Annotated in this window: 15 protein-coding genes, 1 tRNA gene and 1 pseudogene; 7 read left to right on the top strand and 10 right to left on the bottom strand. The window is 73.2% G+C overall.

What is annotated here, in order from left to right:
* Positions 1 to 36 precede the first annotated feature (36 nt).
* Positions 37 to 834, bottom strand: coding sequence for an alpha/beta fold hydrolase (locus tag FHX75_RS24550; protein ID WP_154942665.1), 798 nt, complete (start codon positions 832 to 834; stop codon positions 37 to 39).
* A 139-nt stretch (positions 835 to 973) separates the two neighbouring features.
* On the opposite strand from FHX75_RS24550, the gene FHX75_RS24545 reads away from it, so the two are divergent.
* The gene (locus tag FHX75_RS24545; protein ID WP_154942664.1) at positions 974 to 1,438 is read left to right on the top strand and encodes a DUF1707 SHOCT-like domain-containing protein; all 465 of its coding nucleotides are present in this window, start codon (positions 974 to 976) and stop codon (positions 1,436 to 1,438) included.
* Between the two features lie 91 nt (positions 1,439 to 1,529).
* On the opposite strand, the gene FHX75_RS24540 is transcribed toward FHX75_RS24545, so the two are convergent.
* The 5 genes from FHX75_RS24540 to FHX75_RS24520 form a co-directional block, all read right to left on the bottom strand.
* A tRNA-Val gene (locus FHX75_RS24540) sits at positions 1,530 to 1,604 on the bottom strand.
* 84 nt (positions 1,605 to 1,688) lie between these two features.
* On the bottom strand, positions 1,689 to 2,156 hold the full coding sequence (locus FHX75_RS24535; protein WP_154942663.1) for a peroxiredoxin: 468 nt from the start codon (positions 2,154 to 2,156) through the stop codon (positions 1,689 to 1,691).
* A gap of 81 nt (positions 2,157 to 2,237) precedes the next feature.
* On the bottom strand, positions 2,238 to 2,675 hold the full coding sequence (locus tag FHX75_RS24530) for a DUF3052 domain-containing protein (protein ID WP_154942662.1): 438 nt from the start codon (positions 2,673 to 2,675) through the stop codon (positions 2,238 to 2,240).
* 111 nt (positions 2,676 to 2,786) lie between these two features.
* Positions 2,787 to 5,402: a transketolase C-terminal domain-containing protein gene (locus tag FHX75_RS24525; protein ID WP_154942661.1), complete on the bottom strand. Its 2,616-nt coding sequence runs from the start codon at positions 5,400 to 5,402 to the stop codon at positions 2,787 to 2,789.
* 51 nt (positions 5,403 to 5,453) lie between these two features.
* Complete coding sequence (locus tag FHX75_RS24520; protein ID WP_154942660.1) at positions 5,454 to 5,930, bottom strand: MarR family winged helix-turn-helix transcriptional regulator; 477 nt, start codon at positions 5,928 to 5,930, stop codon at positions 5,454 to 5,456.
* Positions 5,931 to 6,011: 81 nt separating this feature from the next.
* Here FHX75_RS24520 and FHX75_RS24515 point away from each other — a divergent pair, with 81 nt between their 5' ends.
* Together FHX75_RS24515 and FHX75_RS24510 are read left to right on the top strand one after the other, a co-directional pair.
* The gene (locus tag FHX75_RS24515) at positions 6,012 to 6,599 is read left to right on the top strand and encodes an NADPH-dependent FMN reductase (RefSeq protein WP_154942659.1); all 588 of its coding nucleotides are present in this window, start codon (positions 6,012 to 6,014) and stop codon (positions 6,597 to 6,599) included.
* A gap of 189 nt (positions 6,600 to 6,788) precedes the next feature.
* Entirely contained in the window at positions 6,789 to 8,456 is a 1,668-nt protein-coding gene (locus FHX75_RS24510) for an alkaline phosphatase D family protein (protein ID WP_154942658.1), read from the top strand.
* A 135-nt stretch (positions 8,457 to 8,591) separates the two neighbouring features.
* On the opposite strand, the gene FHX75_RS24505 is transcribed toward FHX75_RS24510, so the two are convergent.
* Together FHX75_RS24505 and FHX75_RS31290 are read right to left on the bottom strand one after the other, a co-directional pair.
* The gene (locus FHX75_RS24505) at positions 8,592 to 8,996 is read right to left on the bottom strand and encodes a YjbQ family protein (protein WP_170285448.1); all 405 of its coding nucleotides are present in this window, start codon (positions 8,994 to 8,996) and stop codon (positions 8,592 to 8,594) included.
* A gap of 23 nt (positions 8,997 to 9,019) precedes the next feature.
* The gene (locus tag FHX75_RS31290) at positions 9,020 to 9,445 is read right to left on the bottom strand and encodes a hypothetical protein (protein ID WP_154942656.1); all 426 of its coding nucleotides are present in this window, start codon (positions 9,443 to 9,445) and stop codon (positions 9,020 to 9,022) included.
* A 182-nt stretch (positions 9,446 to 9,627) separates the two neighbouring features.
* On the opposite strand from FHX75_RS31290, the gene aceE reads away from it, so the two are divergent.
* Positions 9,628 to 12,372, top strand: a complete 2,745-nt coding sequence (aceE, locus tag FHX75_RS24495) for a pyruvate dehydrogenase (acetyl-transferring), homodimeric type (protein WP_154942655.1) — start codon at positions 9,628 to 9,630, stop codon at positions 12,370 to 12,372.
* 262 nt (positions 12,373 to 12,634) lie between these two features.
* On the opposite strand, the pseudogene FHX75_RS24490 reads toward aceE, so the two are convergent.
* Positions 12,635 to 13,079, bottom strand: a pseudogene (locus FHX75_RS24490) (SRPBCC family protein).
* 201 nt (positions 13,080 to 13,280) lie between these two features.
* Between FHX75_RS24490 and FHX75_RS24485 the strand changes: the two are divergent.
* The 3 genes from FHX75_RS24485 (at position 13,281) to gltX (ending at position 17,430) form a co-directional block, all read left to right on the top strand.
* A complete protein-coding gene (locus FHX75_RS24485) occupies positions 13,281 to 14,591 on the top strand; it encodes a GH1 family beta-glucosidase (RefSeq protein WP_154942752.1) in 1,311 nt (436 codons plus the stop codon).
* Positions 14,588 to 15,865: an MFS transporter gene (locus tag FHX75_RS24480; protein WP_154942654.1), complete on the top strand. Its 1,278-nt coding sequence runs from the start codon at positions 14,588 to 14,590 to the stop codon at positions 15,863 to 15,865. Before FHX75_RS24485 ends, FHX75_RS24480 begins: the two co-directional genes overlap by 4 nt.
* A gap of 155 nt (positions 15,866 to 16,020) precedes the next feature.
* Positions 16,021 to 17,430 (top strand): glutamate--tRNA ligase, encoded by a 1,410-nt coding sequence (gene gltX, locus FHX75_RS24475; RefSeq protein ID WP_154942653.1) that lies wholly within the window; start codon positions 16,021 to 16,023, stop codon positions 17,428 to 17,430.
* 126 nt (positions 17,431 to 17,556) lie between these two features.
* Here gltX and FHX75_RS24470 read toward each other — a convergent pair whose 3' ends face one another.
* The gene (locus FHX75_RS24470; protein ID WP_246158519.1) at positions 17,557 to 18,129 is read right to left on the bottom strand and encodes a copper resistance CopC family protein; all 573 of its coding nucleotides are present in this window, start codon (positions 18,127 to 18,129) and stop codon (positions 17,557 to 17,559) included.
* Positions 18,130 to 18,338 lie beyond the last annotated feature (209 nt).

Below are 18,338 nucleotides of genomic sequence, written 5' to 3'. Positions count from 1 at the left end.
GGAGCGCCACCGTCGGCACCCGCGTCGCCGGGGCGCTCACTGCGGTGCGCGGACCTCGTGGGTGAGGAACGGCAGGACGGCGGCGGGCAGGGCCGGTGCGGCGATGATGTCGTAGTGGGTGAGGCCGGGCAGGACGGCCAGCCGGGACGCCGGCCGGTCGGTGCCGTCCCAGCCGGCGTCCCGCCGGCCGCCGCCGAGCAGCCCGAAGAACTCCGCCATGTGGGTGACCGGGATCGAGTCGGCGTCGGCGTAGACCAGCATGGTGGGCACGGTGAGGGCGGCGACCTCGGCCGACCAGTCGTACTCGCGGCGCAGCAGGTCGCCACCCTTGGCCCAGAGCCGCGGCCAGTCCTCGGGTCGGGGCGCGATCCGCGCGTACAGCTCGTGCGGGGGCGTGCCCCGCATCCGCTCACCGACCCGCTCGTCCTGGCCGGCCATCGCGGCGAGCACCTCGGGATACCAGCCCTGCCGCCGGCACGGGGTGGAGACCAGCACCAGCCGCCGGACCAGCCCGGGATGCTGGATCGCGGTACGCAGCGCCACCCCGCCGCCGAGGGAGTAGCCGAGCACGTCGACATCGGACAGGTCGAGGTGCCGTAGCAGCGCCGCGACGTCCTCGGCCATCGTCTCGTACCGCAGTGGACGGTCGACGTCGGCGGTGCGCCCGTGCCCCTGGAGGTCGACGGCGATCACCTGCCGCCGCTGCGCGAGGGCGGGCAGGACCGGGGCGAACATCTCCGCCGCGCCGTACCCGCCGTGCAGCAGCACCAGCGGCCGGCCGCTGCCGTGCGTCTCGTACCAGAGGTGCAGACCGTTGACGTCCGCGTAGCTCACCGGCGGTGCCTCCCGTTCGGGTCGCCTGGTGCCGGGCGGGAGCGAGTCCGGCCGGCATCCCGCTGCTCGTCGTCGGCGGCACCCGACGGCCGGGTGACGGCCCCTGTGCTGGCCCGATCATGACCGCTAGGCTCTCGCCGTGCACAGCGGTGGGGACCACGGGTCGGAGTTCGGCGAACCGTCGCCCGAGGTGCGCATCGGCACACCGGAACGTCGGGCGGCCGAACACGCACTCGAGGTGCACCTGAGCGACAAGCGACTGGACTCCGCCGAGTTCGAGCGACGGATAGCGGCGTGCGAGCAGGCTAGCAACCGGGCGGCGCTGCTGCGGATATTCGCCGACCTTCCCGCGCCGCATCCGGAACTGCCGTCTCTCACGGTCACCCCGACCGAGTCGGACGAGGACGTGCCACCCGTCGCGGTGGCGGGCTGCCTGGCGTTGGTGCTGGGCCTGCCGGTGGCCGTCGTGCTCGGCTGGGCCTATGGCACCTGGTGGGCGCTCGCGGTGCCGGTGGCGGTCACCGTGGCGATGGCCTACATCGAACACCTGCGCAGGCCACCGGGCGACCCGGCCGCGCGCAGCGACCCGCAGCCGCCCGGCTGACGGCACCCCACCACGTCCTGCGCACCCGGGCGCGGGCCGGCTGCCCGACGCGCGGCACACCGTCGCTCCCTGCTGGTCGGGTCGGTGCTGATGGTGGGCGCGGCAGGTTTCGAACCTGCGACCCCCCGCTTGTAAGGCGGGTGCTCTCCCACTGAGCTACGCGCCCGGAACGCCCCGTACGGCGGGCCGGAGGGTGGCAAGCTTACCTGCCGGCCTCCGGCCCGGTCGAACGGTGTGCCCGGTTCGGGCGTCAGGCGGCGACGGCCTCCGCGAGGGCCTTGCGCCAGCCCTGCTGGTCGCGCGCCTCACCCGGCATGTTCATCTCGGCGAAGCGGACGACGCCGGCCTTGTCGATGACGAAGGTGCCCCGGTTGGCGATGCCGGCGACGTCGTTGAAGACGCCGTACGCCTGGGCGACCGCCCCGTGCGGCCAGAAGTCGGCCAGCAGCGGGAACTGGTAGCCCTCCCGCTCGGCCCAGATCTTGTGGCTGTAGACCGAGTCGACGCTGACGGTGAGCACCTGGACGTCGTCGTTGACGTACTCGTTGAGGTTGTCCCGCACCTCGCACAGCTCGCCCTGGCAGATGCCGGTGAAGGCGAGCGGGTAGAAGACCAGCAGCACGGTGCGCCTGCCCCGGAAGTCCGAGAGCCGGACCTCCTGGTTGTTCTGGTCCTTGAGCACGAAGTCCGGCGCCTCGGCGCCAACCTCGATGGGCATGCGAGCTCCTTGGGTTGAGTCTGGAGGTGGCAACAGCCTGCCACACCCGGCGGCGACCGCCGCCGGGTCACGGGCGGCCGCCTACTTCTTGCCCTTGGACCCCCGCCGCAGCACCAGGCGGGCGCCACTCCAGTCCCGGCCGGCGTTGATCGTCGAGGTCTGCTGGAGCCCGGCGGTCTGCGCCGACTCGGCGACCTCGCTCGGCTCGACGTGCCCGTCCCGGCCGGCCTTCGGGGTCAGCAGCCACACGACTCCGGCGTCGGCCAGCGGGCCGAGGGCGTCGACGAGGAGTTCGAAGAGGTCACCGTCGCCGTCGCGGTACCAGACCAGCACCGCGTCGACCACCTCGTCGGTGTCCTCGTCGACCAGATCTCCACAGCGGTCGGTCAGGGCGTCGCGGAGATCCTGGTCGACGTCATCGTCGTACCCCATCTCCATGACGACCATCCCCGGCTCGATCCCGAACCGGTCCGCCAGGCTGCGTACCCCGTCGGCGGCCTGACCTGCGGTCGCGCTCACTGTCGCGTGCCTCCTCATCTCATCCCTGCTCGCGGCGTCGTGCGACGCCGTCAGGCAAAGTCCACACAGTTGCGGGCCCACGCGCAAGTGGCGCACCGGGTGGAACGGAATTTACCGTGCCAGCAGCGTACGGGCACCCTGGGTAATGGCTTCCTCGGAGACCAGAACCTGACGGGCGGCCGGACCTAATGGTACAAACGAGTCGACTCCGGCCACTCGCCGCGCGGCACCCACATATCCGGCGTCGACCAGCGCCGCGATGATCCCCTCACCGACGCCGCCGGACCGGCGGGTCTCGTCCACCACCAGCACCCGGCCGGTCGCCGACGCCTCGCGGATGATGTCCGCCACCGGCAGCGGGGCCAGCCATCGCAGGTCCACCACCCGGGTGCCGATCCCCTCGTCGGCCAGGACGGCGGCGGCCCGCAGCGACATCCGCACCCCGTTACCGAAGGTGAGGATGGTGACATCCTGGGCCGAGCCGACGCCGTAGACCCGGGCGCGGCCGATCGGCGCGTGCCCGGCCGCCCACCCGCCGGGCTCGGCGTACTGCCCCAGCCACTCGCCGTCGCCGGGTTCGTACAGGTCGCGGGTGTGGTAGAGCGCGATGGGCTCCAGGAAGACGCAGACACTGCCGTCCACCGCCGCGGCGGCCAGGCAGGTGCGCAGCAGCGGCGCGGCGTCGTCCGGCCGCGCCGGCACCGCGATCACCAGGCCGGGCACATCCCGGAGTACGGCCACCGAGTTGTCGTTGTGGAAGTGCCCGCCGAACCCCTCCTGGTACGCCAGCCCCGGCACCCGCACCACCATCGGGTTGCGGAACGCCCCCTGCGAGAAGAACTGCATGGTGGCCGCCTCGCCGCGCAGCTGGTCCTCGGCGTTGTGCAGGTACGCCAGGTACTGGATCTCCGGCACCGGCAGCAGCCCGGCCAACCCGGCCCCCAGGCCCAGCCCCAGCACGGAGGTCTCGTCGAGCAGCGTGTCGAAGACCCGCGCCGGGCCGAACTTCTCGCGCAGCCCCTTGGTCACCCCGTACACCCCGCCCTTGGCGGCGACGTCCTCGCCGAAGACCGCCATGTGCGGATGGGCGAGCAGCCCGTCGGCCAGGGCGGCGTTGATGCTCTGCGCGAGGGTGAGCGGGCCGGCCAGTTCCGGCGGCTTCCCGCCGAACGCCTCGACGCGGGCGCCGGCCGCCGACCCGCCGGCGCGCGCCGCCGCCTCCGCCACCGCCGCGGCGACCCGGGCCGGCCGGCGGGGCGCGAGCGGGGCCACCACCTCGGCCGCCGTGGCGAGCTTGGGCTCGTCGAGCACCTCCTCGGCGATCCGGCGGATCTGCCAGCCGCGCTCGTCGTACCGGGCCAGCAGTTCCCCGCCGGTGGCCAGCCCCGCGTCGACCAGCAGCCGGGCGGTGGCGAGCACCGGGTCACGTGCCTCGTCCGCGGCGATCTCGGCGGCGCTGCGGTAGGCGCTCTCCGCGTCCGCGCCGGCGTGCCCCAGCAGCCGTACGGTGCGCAGGTGCAGCACCGCCGGGCGCCGGTGCCGGCGTACCCAGGCCGCCGCCTCGGCGGCCACCCGGTACGTCTCGACCGGGTCCGCGCCGTCGGCGGCGAACCAGCGCAGCCCGGGCCGGGCCAGCAGGGTCCGCTCGACCCAGCCCTGCGGGGAGCGGACGCTGATGCCCAGCCCGTTGTCCTCGCAGACGAAGAGGACCGGGATGCGCAGCCCGGTGTGGTCGTACCAGCCGGCGGTGTTCAGCGCGGCGGTGGCGCTGGCGTGGTTGACCGAGGCGTCGCCGAAGGAGCAGACCACGATCGCGTCGCGCGGCCAGGGCGAGCGCGGCGGGGCGTCGGCGCCGTCCCGGCGGCCGGCGGTCTCCACCCGGCGCAGCCGCTCCAGGGCCAGGCCCAGGCCGACCGCCCGGGGCAGGTGCGAGGCGATGGTGGAGGTGGTGGGCACCACCGCGAGGTCGGCCCGGCCGAAGACCTTGTGCCGGCCCCCGGCGAGCGGCTCCCGCGCCGAGGCGACCATGCCGCGCAGCACGTCCCGCGCGGCGGCGGCGTACGCGTCCGGCCGGACCGCGCCGAACGCCGGGTCGCCCGAGGCCGCGCCGCCATCGGCAGCCGGGTCGGCCGCGACGTCGGTGGGGTCCGCGACCGGGTCGGCGGGCGCGGGGACCGCCTCGGCGGTGCCGTCCGCGCCGACCTGGTAGGCGGCCGCGCCCGTGGGTGCGCCGCCGACCGGGAACGGGTCCGGGCGGGTCGCCCGCTCGTCGGACGGCTCGTCACCCGCCACCGGCGACGTGGCGTCATCGGGGGCGCCGGCGGGCTCGGGGGCGCCGGAGGTGGGCGTGGGCTCGTCGCCGCCGGCGGCCGGGAACTCGCCGGCGGCCCGGGCGGCGCGGGCGCAGTAGAAGGCGCCGGAGCGGTAATGCAGCAGGGCCGGATCGGTGGGGCGCAGCGCGGCGGCGACGACGGCGTTGGCCTCATGTCCGGCCGAGCCGATGGTGTAGAAGCCCTCCCCGAAGCTGCGCAGCCAGCGGCCGGCCAGGTCGAGCTGGCGGCTGGTGACCTGGGCGTCGAAGAGGGCGAGCAGCTGGTGCCCGGTCAGCGCGGCGCCGTCGCGGACCGGCTGCGCCGGGTCACGTCGCCGCTCGGGCTCGGGCAGCGCGCCCAGGCTCTCCCGGAACCGGTCGTCGAGGTGCTGCGGGGTGGTCACGTCGATCAGCATTACCGACGGAGGCCAGGGTCGCCCACTCGGACACGATCCGCCCGGCCGGGCTCACTCCGGGCCGCACTCCTCCGGGCAGCCGCCGTCGGAGACCTTCCACACCAGCTCGCGCAGGGTGGCCAGCTCGTCGGTGCTCAGGCCGGCGAGCAGCCGTGAGTCGCTCATCACCCGGTGCACCCGCTCGCGCATCCGGCGGCCGGCGTCCGTCACGACCAGCGTCTTCTGCCGCCGGTCGGCCGGGTCGACCCGGCGCTCGACCAGCCCGGCCTGCTCCAGCTTGTCGACCAGCGCGGTGACGTTGGACCGGTCGCAGCGCAGCTGCTCGGCGAGGTCGCGCGCGGGCAGCGGCCGGTCGGGGTCCAGCTCGTGCAGCGCGCGGGCCGCCGCCGGGGTCAGCCCCAGCTCGCCGACCTCGACGTCCTGGTAGTGCCGGATGGCGGAGGCGATGTGCATGATCCGGCGCACCGCGTCCCCGGCCAGCCCGGAGCGGTCGCCCAGGTCGGATCCGATGGCGGTGCTCTGCGTCATGTCTCACATCCTACTTGCGGGCAAATAGTTGAGCAGCTCTACTATTGGCAAGCTCACGCATCTGCGATCGAGAGGATCCACATGTCCGACCTCACCGTCCTCGCCATCTCCGGCAGCCTTCGCGAGGCGTCGTTCAACACGGCGCTGATCCGGGCCGCGCAGCGGCTCGCCCCGGCCGGCCTGACCATCGAGCAGTACACCGGCCTCGGCGCGATCCCACCGTTCAACCAGGACGTCGAGCCCGAGCCGTCGGCGGCCGTGGTGGACCTGCGGGAGCGGATCGCGGCGGCGGACGGCCTGCTCATCGCCACCCCTGAGTACAACTACGGCGTACCGGGCGTGCTGAAGAACGCCCTCGACTGGGCGTCGCGCCCCAGCTTCCCGATCACCTCGTGGGTGTCCCCGCTGGCGCACAAGCCGATCGCCATCGTCGGCGCCGCGCCGACCGGGATGGGCACGGTCCGCGCCCAGCTCCAGCTGCGCCAGCTCTTCCTCTGGACCGACTCCGCGGTGGTCACCAAGCCCGAGATCATCGTCACCAACGCCCACGAGAAGCTCACCGAGGACGGCGCGGTCAAGGACGAGACGACCGACACGCTGCTACGCGCCCTCCTCGACGCCCTGGTCACCAAGATCCGCGTCACCCAGCTCGCCGCCGCCACCGCCTGACCCGCCGGCCCGGTCGATCACGAGGTTGGCGACGCCAGGATCGGCAGGCCGCCAACGTCGTGATCACCGGGGTGGACGCCCTGCTGTTCCTCAGGAGTCGGCGGGGTGTGGCGCTGGGCGTCACCTGGCGGTCACGCACGCTCGCGACGCTTCCCGGGTCGGTACCGAACCGGACCCTGGGGAGGAAACATGGCACTGTCTCGACGTGCTGTTCTGATCACCGGCGCGGCGCTCGGCGCGGTCGGCGCGACAACCGGCCTGCCCGCCGGGACCGCCGCCGGCGCGGACCAATCGACGGGCCCGGTCGGCGGGGCCACGTTCCGCCGGCTGGCCTGGCCGTTCACCCTCGGCGTGGCCTCCGGCGACCCCGACCACGAGGGCTTCGTCCTGTGGACCCGGCTGGCGCCGCAGCCGCTCGCCGAGGACGGCCTCGGCGGGATGCCCCGCCGGCCCGTGGAGGTGCGCTGGGAGGTCGCCGCGGACGAACGCTTCCGGCAGGTGGTCCGGCGGGGCACGGCGACCGCCCGCCCCGAATCGGCGCACAGCGTGCACGTCGAGCTGGCCGGTCTCCTGCCCGGCCGGGAGTACTTCTACCGCTTCCACGCCGAGGGGCACAGCTCACCGGTCGGCCGGACCCGGACCGCCCCGGCACCGTGGACCCTGCCCGCCGCGCTGGCCATGGGCTTCGCCTCCTGCTCGCACTACGAGCAGGGCTGGTTCACGGCGTACCGGCGGCTGGCCGAGACGGAACCGGAACTCATCCTGCACCTGGGCGACTACCAGTACGAGTACGCGCGGGAGTTCGGGCCGAACCGGCCGCGCGGCCATGAGGGCCCGGAGACCCGCACGCTGGCCAACTACCGGCAGCGGCACGCCCAGTACAAGAGCGACGCGGACCTGCAGGCCGCGCACGCGGTCGCTCCCTGGGTGGTGGTCTTCGACGACCACGAGGTGGAGAACAACTGGGCCGACGAGGTGCCCGAGACGCCGGACCCGGACTTCCCGGCCCGGCGGGCGGCGGCCTTCCAGGCGTACTACGAGAACATGCCATTGCGCCGCAGTTCGGTGCCGCGCGGCATCGACATGCAGCTCTACCGGCGGGTGCGGTGGGGCCGGCTGGCCACCTTCCACCTGCTCGACACCCGGCAGTACCGCGACGACCAGGCCTGCGGCGACGGGTACCGCGACTGCGCGGCGGCGGCCGACCCGGCCCGGTCGATCACCGGCGCCGAGCAGGAGGCCTGGCTGCTGGACGGGTTCCGCCGTTCCGAGGCCCGCTGGGACCTCCTCGGCCAGCAGGTCTTCTTCGCCCAGCGTGATCGGGACGCCGGGCCGGTCACCGTCACCAGCATGGACGCCTGGGACGGATACGTCGCCTCCCGGGACCGGATCACCCGCGGCTGGGTCGCCGCCGGGGTGCGCAACCCGGTGGTGCTCACCGGGGACGTGCACGCGCACTGGGCCAGCGACCTGAAGCTGGACTACGCCGACCCGACCTCGCGGACGGTCGGCAGCGAACTGGTCTGCTCCTCGGTGACCTCGGGCGGAGACGGCTTCGACTCCGCCAGCGGCTCGCACCCGTGGCTGAAGACCAATCCGCACCTGCGCTTCCAGAACAACCTGCGCGGCTTCGTCCGCACCACGATCACCCCCGGCCGGCTGACGGCCGACTTCGCGGTGCTGCCGTACGTGAGCCGGCCGGACGCGCCCGCGTACACCCGCGCCTCGTTCGTGATCGAGGACCGGGTGCCCGGGCTGCACCAGACGTACGACCGGCCTCCCGCGCCCACCGCACGCCTGGCCCCCGGCATCGACCAGGACCGGTACACGGTCGAGACGGAGACCTCGCGTCCCTGATCCCGCCGCGCCCGCGCACCCGTGGGGAGTGGTCGTCCGTCCCTGGGCGGCCACTGCCCGCAGGGCGCGGGACCGACTCGCGGGACCGACGGGACGCGACGGCACGGCCGTCCGGTGCGGGCGGGGCGGGACCGGTCAGCCGGCCAGGAAGGAGAAGCGGACCTGGCGGGTGGGGTTGTCGCCGTTGGTGTCGACCAGGGTGAGGGACTGCCAGGTGCCCAGCGCGAGGCGGCCGTCGAGCACCGGCAGGGTCGCGTACGGGGGCACGAACGCCGGCAGCACGTGGTCGCGTCCGTGCCCCGGCGAGCCGTGCCGGTGCCGCCAGCGGTCGTCGGTGGGGAGCAGGTCGTCCAACGCCCGCAGCAGGTCGTCGTCGGAGCCGGAGCCGGTCTCGATGATCGCCAGGCCGGCGGTGGCGTGCGGCACGAAGACGTGCAGCAGCCCGTCGCCCTGGCCGGCGACGAACCGCTCGGCCTCGGCGGTGATGTCCTGGACGGTCGGCCGGGACCCGGTTCGGACGGTGATCACCTCACTGCGCATACGGCGCATTCTGCCGCACCGGCTCAGTAGCTGCCGCCGCCTCCGCCGTCCGAACCGCCCCAGCTCGATCCGCCGCCGTCCGAGCCGCTGAGCGAACCCGAGCCGCCGTCGCCCCAGAAGCCCCCGCCCCAGAAGCCGCCCCCGTCGGAGCCGCCGCCCCGGCCGGAGTCCGCTCCACCGTCGCGGCCGCCGCAGCCCGGATCCGCGCCGACGTCCCCGTACGGCCCCGCCGCGTACCAGCCGGCCGCCGCGTCGTCGGCGCGGGACCGGCGGCGGGGACGGCGGGCGTCGCGGGCCAGCCCGACGACGAGCAGCAGCGCGAGCGCGCCCAGCGCCACGAACCCCACCATCTCCGGCCTCCCCGCCACCAGGCCGGCCAACCCCACGCCGATGCCGGCCACGCCGGCGACGGCCGTCACGAGCCCCAGGAGCAGCAGTCGCGATCGCATGCCCGAAGGGTAGGGACGGCGGACAAGCGCCCGGTCGGCTAGCGCATCGGCCGGTTGCGCAAAGTTACTGACGGGTACCTGTGTTGAGCGTCGCGTCTGGGGGAGCTAGACGTGACGACGGGTGCCACCAGGGGGCAGGATGGCGCTAGAGACCTATCCCACACACAACCGAGGGAACGCCTGTGGCTACGGAACGCAAGCGCCCGGTGATCACCGCTGGTCTGCCGAGCCAGCTTCCGGACATCGACCCTGAAGAGACCGGCGAATGGGTCGAGTCGCTCGACGGTGTCATCGACGAGCGCGGGACGAAGCGCGCCCGCTACGTCATGCTGCGCCTACTGGAGCGGGCCCGTGAGCGCCAGGTCGGGGTGCCGTCGCTGACCACCACCGACTACATCAACACCATCGCGCCGGAGCGGGAGCCGTGGTTCCCCGGTGACGAGCACGTCGAGCGGCGGATCCGGGCGTACGTCCGGTGGAACGCGGCGATGCTGGTGCACCGGGCGCAGCGCCCCGAGATCGGCGTCGGCGGGCACATCTCCACCTTCGCCAGCTCGGCCTCGCTCTACGAGGTGGGCTTCAACCACTTCTTCCGGGGCAAGAACCACCCCGGCGGCGGCGACCACATCTACTACCAGGGTCACGCCTCCCCCGGCATGTACGCGCGGGCGTACCTGGAGGGGCGGCTGAGCGAGGACCAGCTCGACGGGTTCCGTCAGGAGCTGTCCCACCCGGGCGGCGGCCTGCCGTCGTACCCGCACCCGCGGCTGATGCCGGACTTCTGGGAGTTCCCCACCGTCTCGATGGGGCTCGGCGGCCTGAACGCCATCTACCAGGCCCGGTTCAACCGGTACCTGCACCACCGGGGCATCAAGGACACCTCCCAGCAGCACGTCTGGGCGTTCCTCGGCGACGGCGAGATGGACGAGCCGGAGACCCTCGGCGCGATCGGCGTGGCCGCCCGCGAGGAGCTGGACAACCTCACCTTCGTGATCAACTGCAACCTGCAGCGGCTGGACGGCCCGGTCCGGGGCAACGGCAAGGTCATGCAGGAGCTGGAGGCCTTCTTCCGGGGCGCCGGCTGGAACGTGATCAAGGTGGTCTGGGGCCGGGAGTGGGACCCGCTGCTCGCCGCGGACACCGACGGCGCGCTGGTGAACCTGATGAACACCACGGCCGACGGCGACTACCAGACCTACAAGGCGGAGTCCGGGGCGTACGTCCGGGAGCACTTCTTCGGCCGCGACCCGCGGACCCGCAAGATGGTCGAGCACCTCTCCGACGACGAGATCTGGAACCTCAAGCGGGGCGGCCACGACTACCGCAAGCTCTACGCGGCGTACAAGGCGGCGACCGAGCACACCGGCCAGCCGACGGTCATCCTGGCCAAGACGATCAAGGGCTGGACGCTCGGCTCGCACTTCGAGGCCCGCAACGCCACCCACCAGATGAAGAAGCTGACGCTGGAGGATCTGAAGACCTTCCGCGACCGCCTCTACCTGGACATCCCGGACAAGGCGCTGGAGGACAACCCCTACCTGCCGCCGTACTACACCCCGGGTGAGAAGTCCGACGAGATCGCGTACCTCAAGGAGCGGCGCCAGCAGCTCGGCGGCTACCTGCCGTCCCGGCGGACCAGCAGCAAGCGGCTGACCATCCCGGGCCCGGAGCGGTTCGCCGACGTCAAGCGCGGCTCCGGCAAGCAGAAGGTGGCCACCACGATGGCCTTCGTCCGCCTGCTCAAGGACGTGATGAAGGACAAGGAGTTCGGCAAGCGCTGGGTGCCGATCATCCCGGACGAGGCCCGCACCTTCGGCCTGGACTCGATCTTCCCGACCGCGAAGATCTACTCGCCGCACGGCCAGCGGTACACCTCGGTCGACCGGGAGCTGTTCCTGTCGTACAAGGAGTCGACCACCGGGCAGATCCTGCACGAGGGGATCAACGAGGCCGGCTCGGTCGCCTCGTTCACCGCGGCCGGCACGTCGTACGCCACCCACGACGAGCCGATGATCCCGATGTACATCTTCTACTCGATGTTCGGGTTCCAGCGCACCGCCGACGGGCTCTGGGCGGCCGCCGACCAGATGGCGCGGGGCTTCCTGCTCGGCGCGACCGCCGGCCGGACCACGCTCAACGGCGAGGGTCTGCAGCACGAGGACGGGCACTCGCTGCTGCTCGCCGCCACCAACCCGGCGGTGGTCGCGTACGACCCGGCGTTCTCGTTCGAGATCGCGCACATCATGGAGAGCGGCCTGCACCGGATGTACGGGGACGCTCAGGAGAACGTCTTCTACTACCTGACGGTCTACAACGAGCCGATCCTCCAGCCGGCCGAGCCCGAGGGCGTGGACGTCGAGGGCCTGCTCAAGGGCATCTACCGCTACTCCCCGGCGCCGCAGGTGGGCGGGGACGCGCCGAAGGCCAACATCCTGGCCTCCGGCACCGGCATGCAGTGGGCGCTGCGGGCGCAGCAGTTGCTCGCCCAGGACTGGGGGGTGGCCGCCGACGTCTGGTCGGTGACCTCCTGGACCGAGCTGCGCCGGGACGCGGTCGAGTGCGAGGAGCACAACCTGCTCAACCCGGGTAGTGAGCCGCGGGTGCCGTACATCCAGCAGAAGCTGGCCGACGCCGACGGGCCGAAGGTCGCGGTCAGCGACTGGATGCGCGCAGTGCCGGACCTGATCTCGCGCTGGGTGCCCGGCGACTACACCTCGCTCGGCACCGACGGCTTCGGCATGTCGGACACCCGGCACGCGCTGCGCCGGCACTTCCACGTCGACGCCGAGTCGGTGACGGTCGCGACGCTGCGGCAGCTCGCGCTGCGCGGCACGGTGCCGGCGAACGTGCCGGCCGAGGCGGCCAAGAAGTACGCCCTCGAGGACGTCACCGCGGCCCCGGTCGGCGAGACCGGCGGCGACAGCTAGTCCCCGCGTACGACGGACGGGCCCGGCGCATCGCGCGCCGGGCCCGCTGTCGTTTCCGGTCGCCGCCTCCTGATCGACTCCACGTCGGCGACGTGGCGGTGTCCCGGTGCCGACGATGCCGCCACCTCGCCGACCTGGAGTCGATCTCCGCCGCCGGGCGGCGCAGGAGCGGGGCCGGTTACGGAAGCGGCGGTGGTCCGGAGCCCCTGGCGGGGACGCCGGGCCACCGCCGTCGCGGGTGACGCCGTAGGACGCGCCCTGCTCAGCCGACGGCGGCCAGGTCGGTGAGGCGGGCCAGCGAGTCCTCCAGGTCGGCGCCGACCCGACGCAGCCCGAGCCGGAGCAGGGCCGCCTTGACCGGACCGGCCGGCCACCGTACGACGATGAGCCGCACGATCGTCCCGTCCTGCTCCTCGTCGGGAGTGAGCTGGACGTAGATCTCGGTGCGCCTCGGCCCGGGCACCGGCGCCCCTGGCCCGCTCCCGCCACCCGATCAGGGTCGGCTCCTGGTAGGCGATCACCTCTGCCTCGTGCGCCGCGCCGCGCCCGGCCTGGACCAGCTGTCGCCTGCCGAAGCCCTCCCCCGAGAGGACCTCGGCCGCGCGGACGCCCGCCAGCCAGGCCGGCAACTGCTCGGCCCGCTGCACGACGTCCCAGACCGCTTCCATCGGCGCCATCACGTGCGCACTGCGTTCCACGAGGATCATTTCTGTCTTCCCCCACTGAGGACATCCGCGATATTCCGCACTGTATGCGCAAATTCGGACGTACTAGGACGGGTTCGGAAAAGACACGCCGAAAACCCTTGCGCCCGCACCGCTGCGGGCCTATGGCGCTTCGCGGGTCCGCGTCCTAGAGTCCCGAACACGTCTCACGTTTCTGGGAGGGCGACTGTGACGACCGCGCCGATGCCCGCGTTCCCCGCCGGCTTCCGCTGGGGGGTATCCACCTCCGCGTACCAGATCGAGGGTGGCGCCGACGCCGACGGACGCGGGCCGTCCATCTGGGACACCTTCGCGCACACCCCCGGGCGGATCGTCGACGGCAGCACCGGCGACGTGGCCTGCGACCACTACCACCGGCACGGCGAGGACGTCGCGCTGATGGCCGGGCTGGGCGTCTCGGCGTACCGGTTCTCGATCGCCTGGCCCCGGGTGCAGCCCGGCGGGACCGGGGCGGCCAACCCGGCCGGCCTCGACTTCTACGACCGGCTCGTCGACGACCTGCTCGCCGCCGGCATCGACCCGGTGGCCACCCTCTTCCACTGGGACCTGCCGCAACCGCTGGAGGACGCCGGCGGCTGGCTGAACCGGGACACCGCACACCGCTTCGCCGAGTACGCCGACCTGGTCGCCGCCCGCCTCGGCGACCGGGTGAAGCTCTGGATCACCCTGAACGAGCCGTTCATCCACATGAGCCTCGGCCACGGCACGGGGGTGCACGCGCCGGGTCGGTTCCTGCTCTTCGACGCCCTGCCGGTCGCCCACCACCAGCTGCTCGGGCACGGCCTCGCGGTCGCCGCGCTGCGCGCCCGCGGCAGCAGTCCGGTCGCCATCGCCAACAACTACTCGCCGGTGCGGCTGCTCGGCGGCACCGACGCCGACCGGGCCGCCGGGGCGGCGTACGACGCGCTGCACAACCGGCTCTTCACCGATCCGCTGCTCGGCCGGGGCTATCCGCCCGGCTTCGAGGCCGCCCCGGTGCGCGACGGGGACCTGGACATCATCGCCGCGCCGATCGACGTGCTCGGGGTGAACTACTACAACCCGACCGGAATCCGCGCGCCGGAGGAGGACGCGCCGCTGCCGTTCGAGATGGTGCCGCTGGAGGGCTACCCGAGGACCGGCTTCGACTGGCCGGTGGTCCCGGGAGGGCTGCGCGACCTGCTCACCTGGCTGCACGACACCTACGGCGAGGCGCTGCCGCCGATCCAGATCACCGAGAGCGGCTGCGCCTACGACGACGTACCCGACGCCGACGGCCGGGTGCACGACCCGGAGCGGATCGCGTACCTCGACGGGCACCTGCGGGCGGTCCGGGCGGCGATCGACGACGGCGTCGACGTGACCGGGTACTTCGTCTGGTCGCTGCTGGACAACTGGGAGTGGGCGGAGGGCTTCACCAAGCGCTTCGGCCTGGTGCACGTCGACTTCGACACCCAGGTCCGCACGCCCAAGTCCTCGTACGCCTGGTACCGGGACCAGGTCGTCCGGCGATGACCACGATCGACCCGACGCCGACCTCGCTGCCGGCGGCGCTCGCCGAGCCGGCGGTGCCGGTGCGGCGGAGCTGGATCGCGCTGATCTTCGCGGCCAACCTCGGCGTCTGGATGGCCTTCTTCACCCCGATCCAGGTGCTGCTGCCCCAGCAGGTCGAGCGGATCGCCCCGCTCGACAAGGAGGCCATGCTGGCCGTCGTCACCGGGATCGGCGCGCTCGCGGCGGTGCTCGCCAACCCGCTCGCCGGGGCGCTGTCGGACCGTACCTGCCTGCGGATCGGCGGGCGGGAGTTCGGCCGCCGGCACGTCTGGACGGCGGGCGGCGCGGTGCTCGGCGCGCTCGCCCTGGTGCTGCTGGCCCGGCAGGACACCATCGCCGGGGTGACGGTGGGCTGGGTGGCCGCGCAGGTGTGCTTCAACGCGATGCTGGCCAGCCTGACCGCGGCCATCCCCGACCGGGTGCCGGTCGCCCAGCGCGGCGGCGTCTCCGGCTGGGTGGGCATCCCGCAGGCCCTCGGCCTGGTGGTCGGCGCGGTGCTGGTCACCGCCGTGGTCAGTGGCACCACCGCCGGGTACGCGGCCATCGCGCTGGCCGTGCTGCTGCTCTCGCTGCCGTTCGCGCTGCTCACCGCCGACGACCCGCTGCCCCGGGCGCACCGCCCGGCGCTGCGCTGGCGGGCGCTGGCCGCCTCGATGTGGATCAGCCCGCGCCGGCACCCGGACTTCGCCTGGGCCTGGATCACCCGGTTCCTGGTCCAGATCGGCAACGCGCTCGGCACCCTCTACCTGCTGTACTTCCTCACCGACGGGGTGCGCCACCCCGACCCCGAGGGCGCGCTGCTGGTGCTGATCCTGCTCTACACCGCCGGGATGATGCTGACCGCCGTGGTCGCCGGGCGGCTCTCCGACCGCTCCGGCCGGCGCAAGGTCTTCGTGATCACCTCCGGGGTGATCATGGCGGTGGCGGCGCTGCTGCTCGCCGTCGCGCCGGTCTGGTCGATGGCGGTGGCCGCGGCGCTGCTGCTCGGCGCCGGCTACGGCGTCTACCTGTCGGTCGACGCCGCGCTGATCACCGAGGTGCTGCCCCGCGCCACCGACCGGGCCAAGGACCTCGGGGTGATCAACATCGCCAACTCCGCCCCACAGGTGCTCGGCCCGGCGATCTCCGCCCCGATCGTGGTCCACCTCGGCGGCTACCCCACCCTCTACGCCGCCACCGCCGCCGTCACCCTCCTCGGCAGCGCCCTGGTCCTCAAGATCCGCGCCGTCCGCTGACCCCCACCCCACCCCACCCCCACCGCCCGCACTTTCGGGGAAAGAGTGCTCATTCGGCGCCGAATGGCCACGCTTTCCGGGAAAGTGCGTGGATCTTGAGGGGGGCGTGGGACCCCTGGGGGAATGGGGGTGCGGGCGGCCGTAGGCTGGAGGACGTGACGGTACGTGTGCGCTTCGCCCCCTCCCCGACCGGTATGTTCCACGTCGGCGGCGCCCGCTCGGCGCTGCAGAACTGGATCTACGCCAAGCAGCAGGGCGGGGTCTTCGTGCTGCGCATCGAGGACACCGACGCGGCGCGCAACAAGCCCGAGTGGACCGAGGGCATCCTCTCCGCGCTGGAGTGGATCGGCATCGCCCGGGGCAGCTACGAGGGCCCGTACTTCCAGTCGCAGTACGCCGCCGAGCACCGCGCCGCCGCCCAGCGGCTCCACGAGGCCGGCCGGGCGTACTACTGCGACTGCACCCGCGAGGACGTGCAGGCCCGCACCGGCTCGCAGTACCAGGGCTACGACGGCTTCTGTCGGGACCGGGGCCTGGAGCCCGGCCCGGGGCGCGCGCTGCGCTTCCGCACCCCGGACGAGGGCGAGACCGTGGTGGTCGACCTGATCCGCGGCGAGCCGACCTTCGAGAACAAGCTGATCGAGGACTTCGTCATCGCCCGCGGCGACGGCTCCGCGGTCTTCCTGCTGGCCAACGTGGTCGACGACATGACCATGGGGATCACCCACGTGGTCCGGGCCGAGGAGCACCTGCCCAACACTCCCAAGCAGCAGCTGCTCTGGGACGCCCTCGGGGTGAAGCCGCCGATCTGGGCCCACGTCCCCGTGGTGGTCAACGAGAAGCGGCAGAAGCTCTCCAAGCGCCGCGACAAGGTCGCCCTGGAGGCGTACCGGGACGAGGGCTACCTCGCCGACGCCATGCGCAACTACCTGATGCTGCTCGGTTGGGCGCCGTCGGGCGACCGGGAGATCGTGCCCTGGTCGGTCATCGAGGAGGAGTTCCGGCTGGAGGAGGTCAACCCCTCCCCCGCCTTCTTCGACGAGAAGAAGCTGCGCGCGTTCAACGGCGAGTACATCCGCGCCCTGCCGGTCGACGAGTTCGTGGCCGCCTGCCAGCCCTGGCTGACCGGCACCGAGACGATCGCCCCGCCGCCGTGGCAGCCGGCCGAGTTCGACGCCGAGGCCTTCGCGGCGGTGGCGCCGCTGGCCCAGACCCGGATCGCGGTGCTCAGCGAGATCGTGCCGAACGTCGACTTCCTCTTCCTGGCCGACCCGCTGATCGACGAGGCCGCCTGGGCCAAGGCGATGAAGGAGGGCGCGGCCGAGCTGCTGGACGCGGCGATCGCCGCGTACCAGGCGTTGGAGTCGTGGGACGCCGAGTCGCTGAAGGCGACCCTGGAGGCGGTGGGCGCCGAGCGCGGCCTGAAGCTGGGCAAGGCGCAGGCGCCGGTCCGGGTCGCGGTCACCGGCCGCACCGTCGGGCTGCCGCTGTTCGAGTCGCTGGAGGTGCTCGGCCGGGAGCGCACCCTGGCCCGGCTGCGCGCCGCCCGGGTCCGCCTGGTCTGAGACGTACCCGAGAAGGGCCCGCCGGTTCCCCGGCGGGCCCTTCGTCGTAACTGCGTCGGACCCGGTGACCGACCCCGGTCACGCCGGTACGGCCTCGAACCCCGGCCGGGGACCGGGCGGCACCGGTCAGGAGCGGGTGGCGCGGCGGCGCAGCAGGACGGCGCCGAGCCCGGCCACCACCAGCCCGGCGACGACCAGCCAGGGCCAGACCGGCGTGCCGTCGTCATCGGAGCGGGCAGCGGGGACGGCCGGCCCGGCCGTCGTCGCGGCGCCCGTCGGCGGCAACGCCGTCCCGACAGACGGCGACGGGGCCGCCGGGGACGGCGACGGCGACGGCGAGGTCGGATCGGCCGGCGTGCCGGTGGTGAGGGTGAAGCGCACCTCCCCCTTCACCGGATGGCCGTCGCTGGAGGAGAGCTGGTAGCCGACGATGTAGAGGCCGGCCTTCCCGGGCTTGAACGGCACGGCGACCCGGCTGCCGGCGAAGCGCGGCGCGGCGCCGGCGGCCGGCACGTTGTCCGGCCCGACCACTGTGATCTTCGTCGTAGCCGGGTCGACCCTGGACAGGAAACGCAGCTCGATCCGGGCGGGCGCCGCGGCGACCCGCGCGCCGTCGGCCGGGTCGCTGCCGGTCAGTGAGTTGTGCGCGGCCGCCGGCGTCGCCGGCAGCAGCAACGACACACCGAGCGCCACGCCCATAACCGCTAGCGAGGTACGCGCCGTACGTGCGACCCTGCCCCCCATGAACCCCTCCGCAAAGGTACGATCCGCCCGCTGATCAACGGCTGACCATTAGTCGGGCCCGGATCGCAGATAGTTCCAGATAATGGTCCAGCAGCTGCAACCTAGCGCCGTTCTGCGGAGTCTTTGAGATGGGGGATCCCCGGCCTGCGGGCACGGTCACCGCC

This window comes from Micromonospora palomenae, from assembly GCF_007829925.1.
GTDB classification, from domain to species: Bacteria; Actinomycetota; Actinomycetes; order Mycobacteriales; family Micromonosporaceae; genus Micromonospora; species Micromonospora purpureochromogenes.
This window is presented reverse-complemented; position numbering and strand designations above follow the sequence as displayed.

What these genes read in the sequence shown, in the direction of transcription:
- FHX75_RS24535 (WP_154942663.1), bottom strand. Translation starts at nt 2,156, where the DNA reads ATGCCCATCGAGGTTGGCGCCGAGGCGCCGGACTTCGTGCTCAAGGAC.
- FHX75_RS24525 (WP_154942661.1), bottom strand. Translation starts at nt 5,402, where the DNA reads ATGCTGATCGACGTGACCACCCCGCAGCACCTCGACGACCGGTTCCGG.
- FHX75_RS24520 (WP_154942660.1), bottom strand. Translation starts at nt 5,930, where the DNA reads ATGACGCAGAGCACCGCCATCGGATCCGACCTGGGCGACCGCTCCGGG.
- FHX75_RS24515 (WP_154942659.1), top strand. Translation starts at nt 6,012, where the DNA reads ATGTCCGACCTCACCGTCCTCGCCATCTCCGGCAGCCTTCGCGAGGCG.
- FHX75_RS24510 (WP_154942658.1), top strand. Translation starts at nt 6,789, where the DNA reads ATGGCACTGTCTCGACGTGCTGTTCTGATCACCGGCGCGGCGCTCGGC.
- FHX75_RS24505 (WP_170285448.1), bottom strand. Translation starts at nt 8,996, where the DNA reads ATGCGCAGTGAGGTGATCACCGTCCGAACCGGGTCCCGGCCGACCGTC.
- FHX75_RS31290 (WP_154942656.1), bottom strand. Translation starts at nt 9,445, where the DNA reads ATGCGATCGCGACTGCTGCTCCTGGGGCTCGTGACGGCCGTCGCCGGC.
- FHX75_RS24485 (WP_154942752.1), top strand. Translation starts at nt 13,281, where the DNA reads ATGCCCGCGTTCCCCGCCGGCTTCCGCTGGGGGGTATCCACCTCCGCG.
- FHX75_RS24480 (WP_154942654.1), top strand. Translation starts at nt 14,588, where the DNA reads ATGACCACGATCGACCCGACGCCGACCTCGCTGCCGGCGGCGCTCGCC.
- FHX75_RS24470 (WP_246158519.1), bottom strand. Translation starts at nt 18,129, where the DNA reads ATGGGCGTGGCGCTCGGTGTGTCGTTGCTGCTGCCGGCGACGCCGGCG.